This window comes from Streptomyces deccanensis, from assembly GCF_022385335.1.
Lineage (GTDB): Bacteria > Actinomycetota > Actinomycetes > Streptomycetales > Streptomycetaceae > Streptomyces > Streptomyces deccanensis.
Map to the genome: position 1 here is coordinate 6,915,179 of NZ_CP092431.1, position 17,475 is coordinate 6,932,653.

At 69.9% G+C, this 17,475-nt stretch carries 12 protein-coding genes; 1 reads left to right on the forward strand and 11 read right to left on the reverse strand.

Annotated elements, in window-relative coordinates:
• Positions 1 to 15: 15 nt before the first annotated feature.
• From L3078_RS30890 to L3078_RS30910, 5 genes are all read right to left on the reverse strand, one after another.
• Positions 16 to 3,813: a multifunctional oxoglutarate decarboxylase/oxoglutarate dehydrogenase thiamine pyrophosphate-binding subunit/dihydrolipoyllysine-residue succinyltransferase subunit gene (locus L3078_RS30890; RefSeq protein WP_239757229.1), complete on the reverse strand. Its 3,798-nt coding sequence runs from the start codon at positions 3,811 to 3,813 to the stop codon at positions 16 to 18.
• 827 nt (positions 3,814 to 4,640) lie between these two features.
• On the reverse strand, positions 4,641 to 5,795 hold the full coding sequence (locus L3078_RS30895) for a HAMP domain-containing sensor histidine kinase (RefSeq protein WP_239757231.1): 1,155 nt from the start codon (positions 5,793 to 5,795) through the stop codon (positions 4,641 to 4,643).
• Between the two features lie 84 nt (positions 5,796 to 5,879).
• Positions 5,880 to 6,617, reverse strand: coding sequence for a response regulator transcription factor (locus L3078_RS30900; RefSeq protein WP_239757232.1), 738 nt, complete (start codon positions 6,615 to 6,617; stop codon positions 5,880 to 5,882).
• A gap of 131 nt (positions 6,618 to 6,748) precedes the next feature.
• Positions 6,749 to 7,441 (reverse strand): spermine/spermidine synthase domain-containing protein, encoded by a 693-nt coding sequence (locus tag L3078_RS30905; protein ID WP_239757234.1) that lies wholly within the window; start codon positions 7,439 to 7,441, stop codon positions 6,749 to 6,751.
• A 159-nt stretch (positions 7,442 to 7,600) separates the two neighbouring features.
• The gene (locus L3078_RS30910; RefSeq protein WP_239757236.1) at positions 7,601 to 9,187 is read right to left on the reverse strand and encodes a glycoside hydrolase family 3 protein; all 1,587 of its coding nucleotides are present in this window, start codon (positions 9,185 to 9,187) and stop codon (positions 7,601 to 7,603) included.
• A gap of 515 nt (positions 9,188 to 9,702) precedes the next feature.
• On the opposite strand from L3078_RS30910, the gene L3078_RS30915 reads away from it, so the two are divergent.
• Entirely contained in the window at positions 9,703 to 10,572 is an 870-nt protein-coding gene (locus tag L3078_RS30915) for a rhomboid-like protein (RefSeq protein ID WP_338059535.1), read from the forward strand.
• Here L3078_RS30915 and L3078_RS30920 read toward each other — a convergent pair.
• The 6 genes from L3078_RS30920 to L3078_RS30945 all read right to left on the reverse strand — a co-directional run bounded on the left by L3078_RS30920 (position 10,513) and on the right by L3078_RS30945 (position 17,473).
• Positions 10,513 to 11,163, reverse strand: coding sequence for a GNAT family N-acetyltransferase (locus tag L3078_RS30920; protein WP_239757237.1), 651 nt, complete (start codon positions 11,161 to 11,163; stop codon positions 10,513 to 10,515). The genes L3078_RS30915 and L3078_RS30920 overlap by 60 nt on opposite strands.
• A gap of 225 nt (positions 11,164 to 11,388) precedes the next feature.
• Positions 11,389 to 12,297, reverse strand: a complete 909-nt coding sequence (locus L3078_RS30925; RefSeq protein ID WP_239757238.1) for an aminoglycoside phosphotransferase family protein — start codon at positions 12,295 to 12,297, stop codon at positions 11,389 to 11,391.
• Positions 12,298 to 12,535: 238 nt separating this feature from the next.
• Positions 12,536 to 13,603, reverse strand: a complete 1,068-nt coding sequence (locus L3078_RS30930) for a hypothetical protein (protein WP_239757239.1) — start codon at positions 13,601 to 13,603, stop codon at positions 12,536 to 12,538.
• The gene (locus L3078_RS30935; protein WP_239757241.1) at positions 13,603 to 14,691 is read right to left on the reverse strand and encodes a TniB family NTP-binding protein; all 1,089 of its coding nucleotides are present in this window, start codon (positions 14,689 to 14,691) and stop codon (positions 13,603 to 13,605) included. The genes L3078_RS30930 and L3078_RS30935 overlap by 1 nt, the downstream gene beginning before the upstream one ends.
• Positions 14,688 to 16,715 carry a Mu transposase C-terminal domain-containing protein gene (locus tag L3078_RS30940; RefSeq protein ID WP_338059536.1) on the reverse strand — a complete coding sequence of 676 codons (2,028 nt, stop codon included), beginning with the start codon at positions 16,713 to 16,715 and terminating at the stop codon, positions 14,688 to 14,690. Before L3078_RS30940 ends, L3078_RS30935 begins: the two co-directional genes overlap by 4 nt.
• Positions 16,712 to 17,473, reverse strand: coding sequence for a TnsA-like heteromeric transposase endonuclease subunit (locus L3078_RS30945; protein WP_239757242.1), 762 nt, complete (start codon positions 17,471 to 17,473; stop codon positions 16,712 to 16,714). Before L3078_RS30945 ends, L3078_RS30940 begins: the two co-directional genes overlap by 4 nt.
• Positions 17,474 to 17,475: the final 2 nt, after the last annotated feature.

Consider the following 17,475-nt stretch of genomic DNA (forward strand, 5'->3'; position numbering starts at 1 on the left):
GGTCTTCGGGCGCTGTTACGCCTCGAACACCTCACGCACCAACTGCTCCTGCTCGGCCTGGTGGCGCTTGGCCGAGCCGACCGCCGGGGAGGACCCGTGCGGCCGGGAGATGCGCCGCAGACGCTCGCCGTGGGGGACGTCCGCGCCGACCGCGAGGTCGAGGTGGTCGATCAGGTTGAGGGCGATGAACGGCCAGGCACCCTGGTTCGCCGGCTCCTCCTGGGCCCACAGGTACTTCTCGGCGTTCGGGTACTTGTTGACCTCCGCCTGGACCTCGGCCCCGGGGAGGGGGTAGAGGCGCTCGATGCGGATGATCGCCGTGTCCGTGACGCCGCGCTTCTGCCGCTCGGCCTCCAGGTCGTAGTAGACCTTGCCGGCGCAGAAGACGACCTTCTTGACCGCGTTCGGGTCGACCGAGCTGTCGCCGATGACCGGGCGGAACTCGCCGCTCGTGAACTCCTCCGCCTTCGACGCGGCGGCCTTCAGGCGCAGCATCGACTTCGGGGTGAAGACGACCAGCGGCTTGTGGTGCGGGTTGTGCACCTGCCACCGCAGGAGGTGGAAGTAGTTCGACGGCAGGGTCGGCATGGCGACCGTCATGTTGTTCTGCGCGCACATCTGGAGGAAGCGCTCCGGGCGGGCGGACGAGTGGTCCGGGCCCTGGCCCTCGTAGCCGTGCGGGAGCAGCAGGGTGACGCCGGACGTCTGGCCCCACTTCTGCTCCGCCGAGGAGATGAACTCGTCCACGACCGTCTGGGCGCCGTTGACGAAGTCGCCGAACTGGGCCTCCCACATCACCAGGGACTCGGGACGGGCGAGCGAGTAGCCGTACTCGAAGCCCATCGCCGCGTACTCGGAGAGCAGGGAGTTGTAGACGTTCAGCCGCGCCTGGTCCTCGGAGAGGTACATCAGCGGCGTGAACTCCTCGCCCGTCTCGCGGTCGATGATGACCGCGTGACGCTGGCCGAAGGTGCCGCGCTGCGAGTCCTGGCCGGCGAGCCGGACCGGGGTGCCCTCCAGGAGGAGGGAGCCGACCGCGAGGGTCTCGCCCATGCCCCAGTCGATCGTGCCGTCCTCGACCATGGCCGCCCGGCGCTGCAACTGCGGCAGCAGACGCGGGTGGGCGGTGATGTGGTCCGGGACGTTGACCTGGGACTCGGCGATGCGCTTGACGGTCTCCGCCGTGATCGCGGTGTTCACCGCGACCGGGAAGCCGTCCTGCGGGTCGTGGATCTCGCCCGACACCGGCTGCGAGGTGGCCTCGCGGACCTCCGTGAAGACCTTCTCCAGCTGGCCCTGGTAGTCCTGCAGCGCCTGCTCGGCCTCTTCCAGGGTGATGTCGCCGCGACCGATGAGGGACTCGGTGTAGAGCTTGCGCACCGAGCGCTTCTTGTCGATCAGGTCGTACATCAGCGGCTGGGTGAAGGCCGGGTTGTCCGACTCGTTGTGACCGCGGCGGCGGTAGCAGATGAGGTCGATCACCACGTCCTTGTTGAACGCCTGACGGAACTCGAAGGCGAGCCGCGCGACGCGGACCACGGCCTCCGGGTCGTCGCCGTTCACGTGGAAGATCGGGGCCTCGATCATGCGGGCCACGTCCGTCGCGTACATCGAGGAACGCGAGGACTCGGGGGCCGCGGTGAAGCCGACCTGGTTGTTGATGACGATGTGGACCGTGCCGCCGGTGCGGTAGCCGCGCAGCTGCGACATGTTCAGGGTCTCGGCCACCACGCCCTGGCCCGCGAAGGCCGCGTCGCCGTGGAGGGCCACCGGCAGGACCGTGAAGTCCGTGCCGCCCTTGTTGATGATGTCCTGCTTGGCGCGCGCGACGCCCTCCAGGACCGGGTCCACGGCCTCCAGGTGCGAGGGGTTCGCGACCAGGCTGACCTTGATCTGCTCGCCGTCGAGGCCCGTGAAGGTGCCCTCGGCGCCCAGGTGGTACTTCACGTCGCCGGAGCCGTGCATCGACTTCGGGTCGAGGTTGCCCTCGAACTCGCGGAAGATCTGCGCGTACGACTTGCCGACGATGTTCGCCAGGACGTTCAGCCGGCCGCGGTGGGCCATGCCGATGACGACCTCGTCGAGCCGGGACTCCGCCGCCGAGTCGATGACCGCGTCGAGCAGCGGGATGACCGACTCGCCGCCCTCGAGGGAGAAGCGCTTCTGGCCGACGTACTTGGTCTGCAGGAAGGTCTCGAAGGCCTCCGCCGCGTTCAGCCGGCGCAGGATGCGCAGCTGCTCCTCGCGCTCCGGCTTGGTGTGCGGGCGCTCGATGCGGTCCTGGATCCAGCGGCGCTGCTTCGGGTCCTGGATGTGCATGAACTCGATGCCGGTCGTGCGGCAGTACGAGTCGCGCAGGACGCCGAGGATGTCGCGGAGCTTCATCAGGGACTTGCCCGAGAAGCCGCCGACCGCGAACTCGCGCTCCAGGTCCCACAGGGTGAGCCCGTGCTCGGTGATGTCCAGGTCGGGGTGCTTGCGCTGGCGGTACTCCAGCGGGTCGGTGTCGGCCATGACGTGGCCGCGGACCCGGTAGGAGTGGATCAGCTCGAAGACGCGGGCGGCCTTGGTGACGTCGTCGTCGTGCGACGCGTCGATGTCCTTGAGCCAGCGGACCGGCTCGTAGGGGATGCGCAGGGCCTCGAAGATGTCGTCGTAGAAACCGCCCTCGCCGAGGAGGAAGTTCGCGACGATCCGCAGGAACTCGCCGGAGGCGGCGCCCTGGATGACCCGGTGGTCGTACGTCGAGGTCAGGGTCATGACCTTCGAGATACCGAGCTTGTTGAGGGTGTCCTGGGACGTGCCCTGGAACTCGGCCGGGTAGTCCATGGAGCCGACGCCCATGATGACCGACTGACCGGGCATCAGACGCGGGACCGAGTGGACGGTGCCGAGGCCGCCGGGGTTGGTCAGGGAGACCGTGACACCGGTGAAGTCGTCCATCGTCAGCTTGCCGTCACGGGCGCGGCGGACGATGTCCTCGTAGGCCTGCCAGAACTCGAAGAAGTTCAGCGTCTCGGCCTTCTTGATGCCCGCGACGACCAGCTGGCGGTCGCCGTTGGGCTTCACCAGGTCGATGGCGAGGCCGAAGTTGACGTGCGGCGGCTTGACGAGGGTGGGCTTCCCGTCCTTCTCCGCGTAGTGCCAGTTCATCGACGGCATCGTCTTGATGGCCTGCACCATCGCGTAGCCGATCAGGTGCGTGAAGGAGATCTTCCCGCCCCGAGCGCGCTTCAGGTGGTTGTTGATGACGATGCGGTTGTCGAACAGCAGCTTCACCGGGACGGCGCGCACGGACGTGGCCGTGGGCAGCTCCAGGGAGGCGTTCATGTTCTTCGCGACCGCGGCGGCCGGGCCGCGCAGGGTGATCAGCTCCGGGCCCTCGGCGGCGGCAGCGGCGGGCGCGGCCTGCTTCGCGGGGGCGGCGGCCTTCGGCTTGGCCGGCGCGGGCGCGGCGGCCGCGGGCTTCGCGGGGGCCGGGGCCTGGGCGGCGGCGGGCTTCGGGGCAGCCGGGGCGGGGGCGGCCGGGGCGGCGGGTGCGGCCTGGGCCGGGGCGGCGGGGGCCGCGGGTGTGGTGGTCGCTGCGGGCCCCGTGGCCGCAGAGCTCGCCGGAGCCGAGGCGGCAGCTGCGCCTGGCTTGTAGTCGGCGAAGAAGTCCCACCAGGCTCGGTCTACCGAATTCGGGTCCTGGAGGTACTGCTGATAGATCTCGTCGACGAGCCACTCGTTCGGACCGAAGGCCGCGGCGGGGTTCTTACCCGCTTGGTCTGCGTCGGTCGAGATGCTCGAGTTACTGGGGGACTGTGGCGACACGGCGGCAACCGCCCTCTTCCGCTTCACAAGGTGATGGACAGCGGGAATCAAGGCTACGCCCCCGTGGCCGGGAAGGTCAGGCCGAGTCCGCTCTTCGTCGCGTAAGTCACATCGGAATGCGTGTTTCGGGGGTGGAAATGGCGGGAAACAAGCGTGGTTCCGGTCTGGAACGGGGGTGGGGGGTGGGGGCCGGGCATGCGTCGGGTGGGGCCTGCGGGGATGTGTACGCGGCCCTCTGCTCGAACGCACCTGATCACACGTGTCCGGCTGGGCGGATCTGCCATGGATCTTGTGGCTCCGGTTCGAACTTTACGTCAACTTGGGGAAGATGTAAGCCCCGGGAGGATGAGCGATATCTAGCAATGGTGGGGGGATTCAGCCAGGTGGGATGTGGGTATCGGGGGATTTTTCCGCCCCCGCCGCCCCTACCCGTCCCATCCTGTCCCTGGGGGCTGCGCCCCCAGACCCCCCTGGGTGTGGGGGTGGGTGAGGTGAGTGGTCGGGTGCGGGTGGGTGGGGGTTGCTCGCGCAGTTCCCCGCGCCCCTAAAAGCCTGCGGGCACCCGGCGCCTGAAAGCGGGCGGTCAGCCGGCGCCTGAAAGTCTGCGGTCAGCCGGCGCATGGAAGCATCAGTCAGCCGGCCCTGAAAGCCTGCGGGCACCCGGCGCCTGGAAGCGGGCGGTCAGTCGGCGCTGGGAAGCGTGCAGGGCGGGGGCGTGCCTCTGGTGAGCGGGGCTTTCGGGCTCTGGGAGGGGGCGGCTCGACGTGGCCTGGGGTGGCTGTGGGGCCGTTGTGGCCCTGGTGAACGCGGGGTCCCGGCCCGGGGGGCTAGGTGGTGGCTGGGCCCTGGGGTTTGGGGGGGATGCCTGGGAGGGCTACCTGGATTCGGCAGCCCTTGGGGGATTCGGCCACTCCGATGCGGCCGCCGTGGAGGTCGACCGCCCAGCGGGCGATGGCGAGGCCAAGGCCCGTGCCGCCGTCGCTGCCTGGGCCGTGGGGGGAGCTCACCGCGCCCCGGTTGAAGCGTTCGAAGACGCGGTGCCACTCGGATTCGGGGATGCCGGGGCCCTCGTCCAGGACCTCCAGCTCCAGTGACTCCGGGGCGGGCCCCCGCCGGGCCTTCACCGTGACGCGGCCGTGCGCCGGGCTGTGCTTGACCGCGTTGTCGATGAGGTTGGCGACGACCTGGTGGATGCGTTCCGGGTCGGCGTTCGCCGTCAGCTCCGGCGGGTGCACGTCCAGGTGCAGGTGCACGTCCGTCCGCGTGTGCTTGCCCGAGTCCGAGGCGACGCCGCCGCGGGCCGAGGAGACCATCTGGGCCTCCTTGAGGACGCCCGAGAGGTACGGCCAGACCTCGAAGCGGCGCCGGCGCAGCGGGACGACGCCGTTGTCCAGGCGGGAGAGGTCGAGGAGGGTCTCCACCAGACGCCCCAGGCGCTCGGTCTGCTTCAAGGCCGTACGCATCGTCTCGGGATCGGCCTGGGTGACGCCGTCGACGATGTTCTCCAGGACCGCGCGCAGGCCCGCGATGGGCGTACGCAGCTCGTGGGAGACGTTCGCCACGAGCTCCTTGCGCTGGCGGTCCTGGGCCTCCAGCTCGTCCGCCATGAGATTGATCGTGTGGGCGAGGTCGCCCAGCTCGTCCCGGCGGTTCTCGCTGACCCGGCGGGTGTAGTCGCCGCGCGAGATGGAGCGGGCGACCGCGTTCATCTCGTCCAGGGGCGCGGTGAGTGAATGCGCCACGAACTGCGTTATCAGGAGTGTGGCGATCATCGAGAACACCGTGATGAAGCGCAGCTCCGTCTTGGTGTGCACCGCGATCATCGACAGACCGGTGGTGATCAGGACCGAGATGACGACGAGCGCGCCCAGCTTCGTCTTGATCGAGAAGGGGCGCACCCCGCCGAGCGGGCCCGCGCCCTTCCGCGACTGCGCGCCACCGATACCCCGGTCCCGGGACCTCGGGTCACCGACTCCGCTCATCACGCCACCAGCCCCCTGTGCCTACGTACCGACGTACCTGCGTGCCTGTGTGGATCCTGTCGCGCACGCGGTGCGGGCACGGGGTCAGGGATTCGGGGTCTCCAGGGCGTACCCCACACCGTGCACCGTGCGGATCCGCTCCGCGCCGATCTTCCGCCGCAGCGCCTTGATGTGGCTGTCCACGGTCCGCGTCCCGGACGCGTCCGCCCAGTCCCACACCTCGGCGAGCAGCTGCTCGCGCGAGAGTACGGCACGCGGGGTGTTCGCGAGACATACGAGCAGGTCGAACTCGGTGGGCGTGAGGTGCACGTCCTCGCTGCGCACCCGAACACGGCGCTGCGCGTGGTCGATCTCCAGTTCGCCGAGGCGCAGGATGCCCGAGCGGGGCGTCGTGGCGGCCAGCGCGGCCCGCTCGACGCGGCGCAGCAGGACGTGCACGCGCGCGGCCAGCTCACGCATGGAGAACGGCTTGGTCATGTAGTCGTCGGCGCCGACGCCGAGCCCGACCAGCATGTCCGTCTCGTCGTCCCGGGCGGTGAGCATCAGCACCGGGACGGGCCGCTGGGCCTGGACGCGCCTGCACACCTCCAGGCCGTCGAAGCCGGGCAGCATGATGTCGAGGATCAGCAGGTCGGGCTGCCAGGCCTCCGCCGTGTCCACCGCGGCCGGTCCGTCGGACGCGGTCTGCACGACGAAACCCTCGGCGCGCAGGCGGGCCGCGATGGCGTCGACGATCGTCGGGTCGTCCTCGACCACGAGCACGCGGCGCTGTGCGCCCGGCGTCGCCGTGGCGCTGTTGTGGGTGGTGTGTGTCTGCTCCATCGCCCGCCCCTGTGTTGCTTTCCGGAATCCGTGGGGTGATCCCTTGACTACGCATGGCTGCGCATGACTGCGATTGACGCTTGAATGATCGGCGTCAGGCAAGCAGGGTACGGGCAGTCACCGCACCAGGGCTATCCAGGTCGGACCGCGAGGTGCACCACGTCCGGAACTCCTCGGGCAACCGGGATCTCTTCGGTACGCACCTGTTGGAACCCGGCATTCCCCAAGGTTTCCTCGAATTCCGCAGATGGTTGGGCCGACCACACGGCAAGCACCCCACCTGGCCTCAACACCCTTGCGCAGCTTGCCAGTCCGGTCGGCGAGTAGAGGCTGTCGTTGCTCTCGGAGACGGTCCAGTCAGGGCCGTTGTCGATGTCCAGGCAGAGCGCGTCGAACGTGGCGGAAGTCTCATTGACGTACTCGACGAGATCGGCTTCCACGATCTCCGTACGGGGGTCGGCGAGGGCCCCGGCGGACACCTCGGCCAACGGTCCGGCGCGGTGCCAGGCGATGACGGAGGGTTCGCGTTCGACAACTGTGATCGGACCCCAGCGCGGGTCCGCGGCGGCGTGGGCGAGGGAGAAGCCGACGCCCAGACCCCCGATGAGCACACTTGGCCGAGAACGGCCGTCCACGGGATGCAGGGCGTCCAGGATGTCCAGGGCGGCGTCGACCAGCCGCCGTTCCGAGCGGCCGTCCGAGGTGTCCATCAGGAAGCACCCGTTGGCGATGATCTGCAACAGCTCTCCGTGCCGCCGCAGCACCACTTCGCCGTAGGGGCCCTCGCGCCGGTCGATGACTTCGGGTTCGTCGGTGATGGGCATCCACCCATCCTTACGTGTCCGTGGCGCGCGGGCGGCCGAATTTCGGCGCGTCGGGCGGGACTTCGGACGTGGTGGGCGGGACGCCAGAGCACCGGGCGGACTTCAAAGCGTCGGGCGCATTTCATAGTGCTGCGTGGACTTCGGAGTGCCGCGCGGACTTCAGAGCGACAGGCCGTGGCCGTACGGGAAGACCGGGGCCTCGGGGTCGTTGGGGGCGTCCGGGCGGGACGCCTCGGACGCGGGCGTGGAACGCGGGAGGGCGAGGGGCAGTCGGCCCTCCGCGCGGGCCCGGCCGAAGGCCACGTCGAGCAGGGCCGTGTCCGAGGCCCCGTAGTCGACGACGAGTGCGGCGGCCTTCGCGGCGATCTCCGGGAGTACGGCGGGCCGTTCCAGGTTGACGCAGACCAGGGTGGGCACGGCCGTCAGCAGCGCCAGGATCTCCGTCAGCCGCGCCGCGTGGGGCGTGCGCAGCCGCAGTACGGCCACGTCCGCGTGGGCCGGGTCGGCCACGACATTGCCGTACAGGGACGCCGTCTGCGCGGCCACTCCCTCGACGTACAGGTTCGGGCGGTCGGTGAGCGGGAGGAGGGAGTGGTTCGTCAGGACGGTGAGCGAGCGGCGCTGGGCGGCCTCGCCGAGGGCGGTGAACTCAGCGGCGCCGACGGTCTCCTCGGCGCGGTCCGGGTCGACGTACCGCCGCTCGAAGAGGCCGAGGACGAACTTCTCGCGCAGGAGGCGGCGGACGGAGGCGTCGACGCGCTCCTGAGTGATCCGGCCGGAGCGGACCAGTTCGACGATCACCTCCGGGCACTGTTCGCCGCCGAACTGGTCGGCACCCGCGTCCAGGGCCTTCGCGGCGCGTGCGGTGACGGTGGCGTGGGTCACGTGCGGTTCGCCGTTGGTGGGCGTGTCGGTGAGCAGGCCCCAGTCGGTGCGGACGACGCCGTCGAAGCCGAGGCGTTCGCGCGGCATGTCGGTGGGCGGCATCAGTTGCGCGCATCCGGCCTCGACGGCCGCCCGTAAGGGCGCGGGACGGTGGTCGTGCGTGGTGCCGCCGGGGGAGTGCTTGACCATGGCGGCGACCGAACGCGGGCCGAGCCGGGGCCCCTGGAGGCCGCGTACGTACGCCCTGACCAGCGTGCTCGCGACCTCGGCGGACGAACCGAAGGTGCCGGCCCGGCGGGCTTGGCCCGGCTCGGCGCTGAGGTCGATCTGCGGGTGCAGGGCGACGCGGAAGCCGACGGCGAGGTACTCGCGGCGGACGGTGTCGCCGAACTTCTCCACCAGGTCCGGGTCGCCGATCGCGGCCAGGCCCAGGGGCTCGGGCCAGGCCGAGAAGACGCCGGAGCCGAAGGAGGCGCCGGAGGTGAAGGATGCGCCGGAGCCGAACGCGGTGCCCGGGTTGTCGGTGTACGAGTGGCGCGGGTCGGTGGAGAGGGTGACCGGGATGCCCAGTCGGGTGTCGGCCGCGAGGGCCTGGAGCCGGTTGACCCATTCCGCCGTCTCCCGAATCCCGTACCGGCCCACGAGGTCGAAGTGGGTCAGACGGCCGTCCACGACCAGTTCCGTGGTGCCCTGCCGGGGGAACGGCCCGTCGGTCGTCTCGGCGAGCGTCCCGTCGCCGTTCATCGTCACCCTCGTGTGGAAGAGCTGACCCGCCTTCTCCGCGAGGGTCATCCGGGCCAGGAGGTCCTCCACCCGTTCGTCGACGGGGCGGCTCGGGTCGCGGTACGGGGCTGTGGGCATCCGGCAGTTCCTGGGGGAGGGGGACGAGGGCGGCGGCGTTGCCGTGCGGGCCCGTTCAGGGAGCGGCCAGTTCAGGGAAGCAGCAAAGCCGAGTGGGTACCAGGTTTTGGACAAGTGGCCACTCTCACGCGGCACATGGCTTGAAAGAAGGGGCGGTTGACTCGTGTAACCGCCGGTTCGCGCAGGGCTCTTGAGGTCGCGTGGTGTGGGCGTGAGCCGGGGGGCTCAGGCGTGCGGGGTGCGTACGTCGCCGGGGACGAGCGGCGGCTGCGCGTTCTCGCCACGGCTGTCGAGCACTTCGCCCAGCGGGGCTTCCACGCCTCCTCGTTGGCACAGATCGCCGCCCACGCGTACTTCGTCGAGCGGTACGCCGAGGTGGTGGGCGCCCCGACCGACGGAAGGTCCGGGAGCCGGAGCTGTCGGCTTGCTGTGAATCGCGCTCCGGGTGGCGGGGGTCACAGACAAGGGCGTTCCGGGGCGTCGAGGGTGAGGGGAAACGGAAGGAGCGCCTCACCTTGGATGCCGCCGAGACTGTGGACGCCGCCGAGACTGTGGAGGCCGCGAGGCCCGTCCTCGACGGCATCCCGCGGCAGCCTGGCGCGGCACTCGGCGGGGCGCCGGAGCGGGCGCCGGCGGAGGCCACGGATCTCGGGGCGGACCTGGTGGGCCCTGGGGCGTGCGCGGCGGAACCCCGGGCGCGCACGCCGTTCCCCCGCGCCTGGCGGCTGCTCCCCACCCCCGTCGGCACGCCCTTCACCTTCTTCTACGCCACCGTCCTCGTGGTGACTTCCCTCGTCGCCGAGTACGCCGACCCGGCCCTGGTGCACGCCCTGCACCAGGGCTCCAGTACGGATGTGGCGCATCTGGTCCGGATGCCGGTGGCGGTGCTGCTCGCGAGCGCGCTGTGGGTCGCCGGCGGGGTCGGCTCGCTGTACGCCCTCGCCTTCCTGCTGGTGCTGACCGCGCTGGAACGCCGGATCGGCGGATGGCGCACGGCCGGTGTGTTCCTGCTGGGCCATGTCCTCGCCACCCTCGCCACGGAGGTCCCGGTGGGCTTCGCCGTCCTGGCCGGCCACCTCCCCGACAGCTCTCTCCACCGCCTCGACTACGGCATCAGCTTCGGAGTGGCCGCGAGCGCGGGCGCGTTGGCGGGCCTCTTGCCGCCGTGGTCGCGGTGGCCGCTGCTGCTGGGCTTCGGCGGGATGCTGGTGGACGACCTGCTCACCTTCGCGGACCCGATGACCAACTGGGGGCATCTGCTGTCCCTGGCGATCGGGGTGGCGATGTGGCCGGTGGTGCGGCGGTGGCGGCTCGAGTGCCGTGACTCAGGGCCGGCCGGTGAACTTCGCGCTGGTCAGTGGGGCCCGCACCGTCCAGCCCAGTGACTCGTACAGGGCCCGGCCGTCCGGGGTGCCGGCCAGGACGCCGGTCTCCGCGCCCTGTTCGAGGGCGGCCCGGGCGAGGGTGCGCATGACGAGGGTGCCGAGGCCGCGGCGGCGGTGGTCCGGGGAGGTCTCTATCTGGTCGACGACCGCTGTCGCGCCGGTCGGGGTGATCTGGCCGCGGGCCGCCAGGGAACCGTCCGGCGCCGCGACCATCACCCGGGTCACGCCACCGCGCGACCAGGTGCGCAGCCGGTAGCCGTCGGGCACGGCGGCCGGGGGCTCGTGGGGGCCCAGGCGTACGGACATGAGGTAGCCGGGGTCGGGGTCGATCCACCAGCCCTCGCCGAGCCATGAGGTCACCACCGACGGGTCCGCGAAGACCTTGAGCCAGGTGCCGACGCCTGTGACAGAGTCCGCCACCTTCCGTACCGCCCTCTCCTCCACGTCGTCGTTCGTCGCCGCGAAGACGTGACGGGTGACGTGATGGGCCAGGCCCATGTCGATGGTGAAGCCCCACGGCTCGACCACCGGAGGCGCGGCTCCCCGCGAGACGACCCATCCGTCGACCCACGCCCGCACGATTCCGTCCACGCCGACCCCCGCGATCCTTGTAATGGCTGAGATAGCGATAAGGGTATTACGTAAGGGTGGGTGTGCGGCGGGGCCTCCCGTTCGGCCGCCTGCGGACGGCCGTTGTCCGGTGCCGCAAGAGGCTGCATGTGGAGGTGGCCGTGGCCAGCGGGATGAAGGTTTTGTCTGCGCGGCCGACGCAGGAGTTGTGCAGATCAACCTTGCGTTTTTGAGATGGGAAGCCGCTCAACTCGCTGCGGCGTCGATGATGATTGCCCGAAGACGTGCTCGGCACTCGGCGACGAAGGTGGGGAAGGTGCGCCAGTAGTAGGAGATGCCGCTGACGCCCACCGCGATCGCCCAGGCGCGGGCGCGGGCCCAGGTCGCATCGTCAAGGTTCAAGGTGTCCCGGTAGGCCTGTCGTGCTTGTGGCGGCAGATCCCAGAGTGTGGAGTGCTCGGCGTCGGGAAAGCCGATCGAGAGTCCGCCGAAGTCGATGACTGCGTGGAGCTTGCCTTCCCGGACCAAAAGGTTGGTCGGCTTGAGGTCGCCGTGGAGCCACACGTGAGGTCTGGAAGGCTCGGGCAGTGTGAGCGCGGCTCGCCACATCTGTTCTAGGGAGTCGATGTCGAGTTCAGAACCCACTGTGGTTCGGCAATCATCGAGACACTTGGCGATCCACTGGCTGCACGGCCCCAAGCTGCCTCCGCGGTACCAGCTGAGGTCATCTGCGCGAGTTGCTCCCATGAGGTCGATGCTGTGGAGTGCCCTCACGACCGCCGCTAGGTCGACTCCGAAGGCGGCCCAGTCCTGGACGGTGTCCTGGCCAGCCTCGTCACCGTCAATCCAGCGGTAGACCGACCAGACGAGCGGGAAGACGTCGGTGGGCGTCCCAGCGTGGATGGGCTCGGGAATCGGACATGCCAGGAAGGGTGCTAAGCGAGGAAGCCATTCCTGCTCTTTTCGCAAAGACTGCCCCTTCTCGACAGTTCGTGGCAGTCGCACGAGCAGGTCATCGCCCAGCCGATACATGGTGTTGTCCGTGCCCGCGCCTGCGGGCGACAACGGCAGGTCAGCCCACTCTGGGCGTTCTGCCTTCAGTAGTGCCCGGACTAGCGTCTCGTCGACTGGGATCTCATCTTCGTGAAGTGTCACGTCGGAAATCTCACCGCAAGAGGCAACGGGAGGCCAGTGACTTTCTGAGCAAGGCAGGAGGTTCGCCGAAACAAGGACGCCGAAGGTGGCAAACGACAGGACTGTCGCGGACGAGCCGGATTCGAACCAGGCCGGGGATGCCGAGCAGTGGCTCGGCATGCGGTCCCCGGTCACGCCCTCCGATTGAGTTCGTGCGACAGCGCGTATCCGCAACTCGACATCACTGCTGGGACGGTCATCAGGAGAGCTTGTAGTAGCTGTCTCCGTTCGGGAGAAGGGTGTGGGTTCGGAAGGGGTGCCACGCGCGCCGGAACACGGTGGCGAGGTGGCGGTGCGCGACGAGTGCCTCTCCGGCTCGGTGGGATGGATTGAAGGCGTGGGCATGGCGTTGCTGTGCGCGTTGGGTTGCCGTGCGCTGGGCTGGTTTCCGGAGGTGATGTCTCTGGTCGTGGACACGGATCGGAGCAAGTGGTGGGCGCTTGGCCGTCATGTTGGCCCAGTGGCTGATGGGGTCGTTTTCGTGTTGGCCGTAGAGGGGGTGTCGTAGCCGTCGGGCGATCTCGGCGTTGAAAGGGCGGCGGTCCCAGACCGTTCGCTGTGCTTGTTGTCTCCAGTAGGGCGATGCGAAGAGCGAGGCCAGTGCGACGGCTTCGGGATAGACCGCGGCGCAGAGGCGTGCGACGGAGAAAGTCGCTTCGGCTGTGCCGGGCGGGATGAGGATGTTGGCCCGGCGGATCCAGTCGTGCCACGCTTCGCCGTTCTCGTTTTCCGGGAGGGACCAGAGCTGGCCGCAGATGAGTATGGCGGTGAGGACGGCGTCATAGGTGACGGACCAGCCGCGGCGCTGGAGGATGCGCAGGTGTCTGCGTTGTGCCTGGACGATTTCCGGGAGGGCGTCGAGGGGGGTGGTGTGTCCGTCGGCGTCGGACGGGCAGAGCCATAGCCGGTGTCGAGTGCAGACGTAGCGGTGGTGCGGCAGGATCCTGGTGACATCGCCGCCGGGGTGTTTGGCGTTGCAGTGGTGGCAGCCGGGTTGCGGCTGGTGGCGGAACATGGCCCAGTCGGGCTGTGGGGTTCGTAGTTCGGGCAGAGCTCCGGCGAGGGAATGGACGGTCCGGCCGGTGATGGCGGCGAGGCGTTCGGGGACGACGACGCGGCGCATGCCGCCGGAGGCTTCGCGTTCGGTGACGCACCGCCAGAGGGCGTTGATGTCGAGACCGTGGAGGCGGGCCAGACGGCCGATGTAGGAGGCGGCGATCTCGTGCTGTGCGGGCGGGACGGGGTCGGGCAGTCGGGGAAGGAGCATCAGGCGATGCGCCTCCGGCGGGAGCGGGGTTTCTCCGGGGCTGTGAGGGCTTGGGAGCGTTCGGCGGCGTAGTCCACCGGGACTGTCTCCAGAAGCTCTTCTGTGATGCGTTCGCTGCCGTCCTCGATGGCGAGTACGGCGGCGCCCCGGACGAGCTGCGACAGGCTGCCGATCATGCCGCCGGAGCGGTGGTAGAGGTACTCGCCCAGACCGGTCAGCGTTCCGGGCTGGTGGTGGTGCAGCCGGAGCATGGACTCCAGGGTGCCGACCAGGGACTGCCATGCTTCCTGGTCCGTCCTGGAGGCATAGGAGAACGGGGCGGCGGGGATGACGGTGAACCGTCCGGCGATCTGGCGGCCGCGGGTGCCGGCGAACAGGCCCTGGTCCTCGACGTCGATGCCCGCGTAGGCGAAGGTCGCGGGCAGCCGTTCGGCGAAGTACTTCAGCTGGTCGGAGGCTTCGGCGCCGGTGCGGGTGGCGAGGTTCAGGTTGTGCAGCTCGTCGACCAGGACCAGGTCGACATGGACGTGAGCGCCGGTCGCGCAGACCGCGTTGACGACGTCGGTGATGTTGAAGCGGGTGGGGAAGTCCAGGCCGAAGAACCGGGCGAACTCCATGGCGAGCATCTTCGGTGTGGCGGCCGGCGGGACGGTGACATAGACGACCGGGAGCCGGGCTCGGTCGCGTGGGTGGCGCTTGCGGACCGCGATCTCGTGGGCCCGCCCGAGTTGGGAGAGGGCGGTGGTCTTCCCTGTGCCGGAGGCGCCGCTGATGATGACGCCCCGACGGGCGGAGATCTGCTGCCGGTTGAGCTGGACCAGGAGCCGTGAGGTGGCGATGACCTTCTGGATGGTCGGGGTGTTCACCAGCGGCAGGTCGCCGTGGTAGTTCCGGCGCACGTCGTCGTGGTGCAGGTTCTCCTTCTGGGACAGGGCGGCCTGTTGGGCTGCGGTCAGCAGCGGGGGCGGGGACGGTTCGTGCTCGACGAAGCGACGCCATCCCTCCTTCGTGGTCAGCGGGCTGTCCGGCGGTGGCTCCTGCCCCGTGGCCTGCTGCGGGACGAACGAGGTGCGGGAGGGCCTGGTCATAGCCACCTTTCGGCTTCTGCGTGGGCGTCGAAGACACCGAACGGGATCACCTCGTCCGGTTCGGTGCTGGAGTCGGGCGGGGCTGGTTCCGGGGCGGCGCGTGGTGAGGGCGGCCGGTGAGAGGCGGCTGCGACGCGTGTGCGGCCGACGACCTTCGCAGTGCGGGTGTCCGGGCCGTCCTCGGCGCGGGTCAGCAACTCGTCCAGGACCCGGGCGACCGCCGCTTCATTGGTGTCGTCCAGTCCGGCCTCGGCGGCCAGCCGACGGGCGTGCTGCCAGGTGAAGTCCGCGAACGGCGCGTTCACCAGCGGAAGATGCACCCAGGGGACGGTGACCCAGCCCCGCTGGGTGCGTACGAATACCTGGGACAGGTCGTAGGGGTCGTAGTGGATCTCCCAGAGACCGCGCTTGGCCGCATGCCCGGAGTGCTGGCGCCGCAGAGGCCCCAACTCGGCGCTGTCGTAGGTGCGGTAGTTGATCCGGATGCCGTAGCCGTTGACGGCCCGCCAGGTCACCGGCAGCAGTTCCAGGTAGTCCTCACCGCGCAGGACCAGCGGCAGGTAGCCGCAGGCCGCGACCAGGGAGGTGTACTTGTCGTTCGGCGACATCGCCTTCTTCGGGCGGAACGGGTCGCGCAGAGCATCGTGCGCTCTGGCTTGCCACCCGGCCAGCAGCCACTCGTCCAGCAGGTCCTGGAGTTCGGGGACCGTCCAGACGGCCCGGTCCTCGATCCGTTCGCCGCGGCGAGAAACCTCCCGCCCGGTGTAGGCGGGAAGGTGCTGGACGAACAGCGTGTTGATCGCGGAGAACGTCGCCTCCACGATGGCCTTGTCGGTGGGCGTGCGCGGACGTGCTCTCTGCACCGAGATGCCGAGCCGGTCGCAGGCCCGTACGAAGGTGTCGGAGATGAACACCTTGCCGCCGTCGATGACGACGGTGTCCGGCACGATCACCGGTTTCGCCGCGGCCTGTTCCATCCGCGCGTCCACGTCGAGCAGCCGCAGGTGCGGCATCCGCGATGCCGCCATCCGCAGCGAGGCGGGCCAGCCGGGCCGCATGGGCTCGGGCACCAGCATCCGGGCCAGCAACAGCGAGGCGTCCACCGCCTTGGTGCCCACCGGCCGCAGTACCGCGGCGCAGATCGTCCGCGTCGCGACGTCGACCGCGATCGTCAGATCCGCGCGGGCTGTCAGCCCTGAATCGAGCACCACCATCACATCCAAGGGGGTGGAGTCGATCTGTACTTGTTCCCCGGGACGGTCCGCGAACGTCGGGGTGAACGGGCCTTCGGGTCGGTTCGCCGTCTGCCGCCGCGTGACGGCCGAACCAAAGGTGTGCCTCCCCGCGGAGAGAACGTCGATCAGCTTGTAGAAGGTCCGCTGACTCGGCAGTGGCACCACCCCTTCGCCGTGGGTGGCCTCCACCAGCTTGACCACCCGGCGGATCAGCCGCGACCGGGTCCCTGTCGAGGCGTGCGTCTCCGCTTCCAGGGCCTCTTGGACGGCCGCGACCAGCCGGGCGTCCGCCCGCCCCGTCGCCTCCCAGGTCTGCGTCGCCCGCTGGTCCACCAGCCCCCAGACCCCCTGCCGGACGTAGCGCGACCGTCGGCTCTGCACGGTTCGAACGGTCACCCCCAGCTCTCGCGCCTTCGCGGCCATCCGCTCCATCAGCGAGAAGGCAGCCGGGTCATAGCCGGGGCGCGGCGGCGTGCCCGGCACGGTGCCGGGCAGCAGCCCGGTCTCGACCTCCACCATGTGCCGTTCCCACTCGCGTGCCGCCTCCCGCACCGGCTCCGGCAGCGTTGCAAGCAACGCGGACGGCTCCACCGCGGGCAGCGGCTCCGTGCCGGTGACGGTGAAGTCCGGCGCCGCCATCAGGTGCGACGCCAGCACCACCGATTCCGCCCCCGTCGCAGACCGCAGCCGCACCGACGTGCCGGCGAGCGCCACCACCTGGTGATCCCCGTCGTCGTAGGTGACCCAGTCGCCAGGCCGCAGCACCGGCTTGCCCGGCCCGGCCGTCACCGCCGCACCCCCGCTGACACCAGCGAGAGGGCATGCAGCGGCACCGACACATCCGCCGTCAGCTCGTGCGACCACAGCAGGTGGAACAGCACGGGGAGAACCCGGATCGGATCCCCCACCGCTAGGGCCCCTTCCAGCAGCGGCTGTGGCTCGGCGAAGGCCGTCAGCAGCTCGGAGGCCACGGGCTCCAGCCGGTGCCGAGGGTGGCGGTAGCCCGCCAGCCAGCGCACATTGCGCACCACGATCACGTCCGGCGCCCCCACTAGCCGGAACTCCCACCCCAGCTGAGCGCAGGCCGTCTGCGTCGCCTCGAACTTCGCCACATCCCGCGGCTTGCGCCGATCCGCCGGACGGCAGTCGACCACCACCGCCGTGCCGCTCTCGCGGCGGGCGAAATAGTCCGGCGCATGCGAGACGCTTTTCCCCGCGTCCGAACGCCAGAACAGCCAGAACGGCTGAGACGAGATCCCCACCACCGACGGGTCGAAGTCCAGCAGCATCACATGATCGCGCTCCAGCCAGGACTCGTACCCGATGTGCCCGCCCACCGTGGACGACCACCACAGGCCCGGCAGATGCCGCTGACCCTTGTACGACTTGAACGCGCGTACCGGCACGACATCCTCGAACCGCACCGCCCAGGCATCCACCAGCGGGCGACGGAACTCAGACCCGTCCCGCTCGGCGTACGCGACCTCGAACCCCTCCGCCGGCGGCCCGGAGACCCCGCCCGGCAGTACCCCTAACGAACCTGCCACGA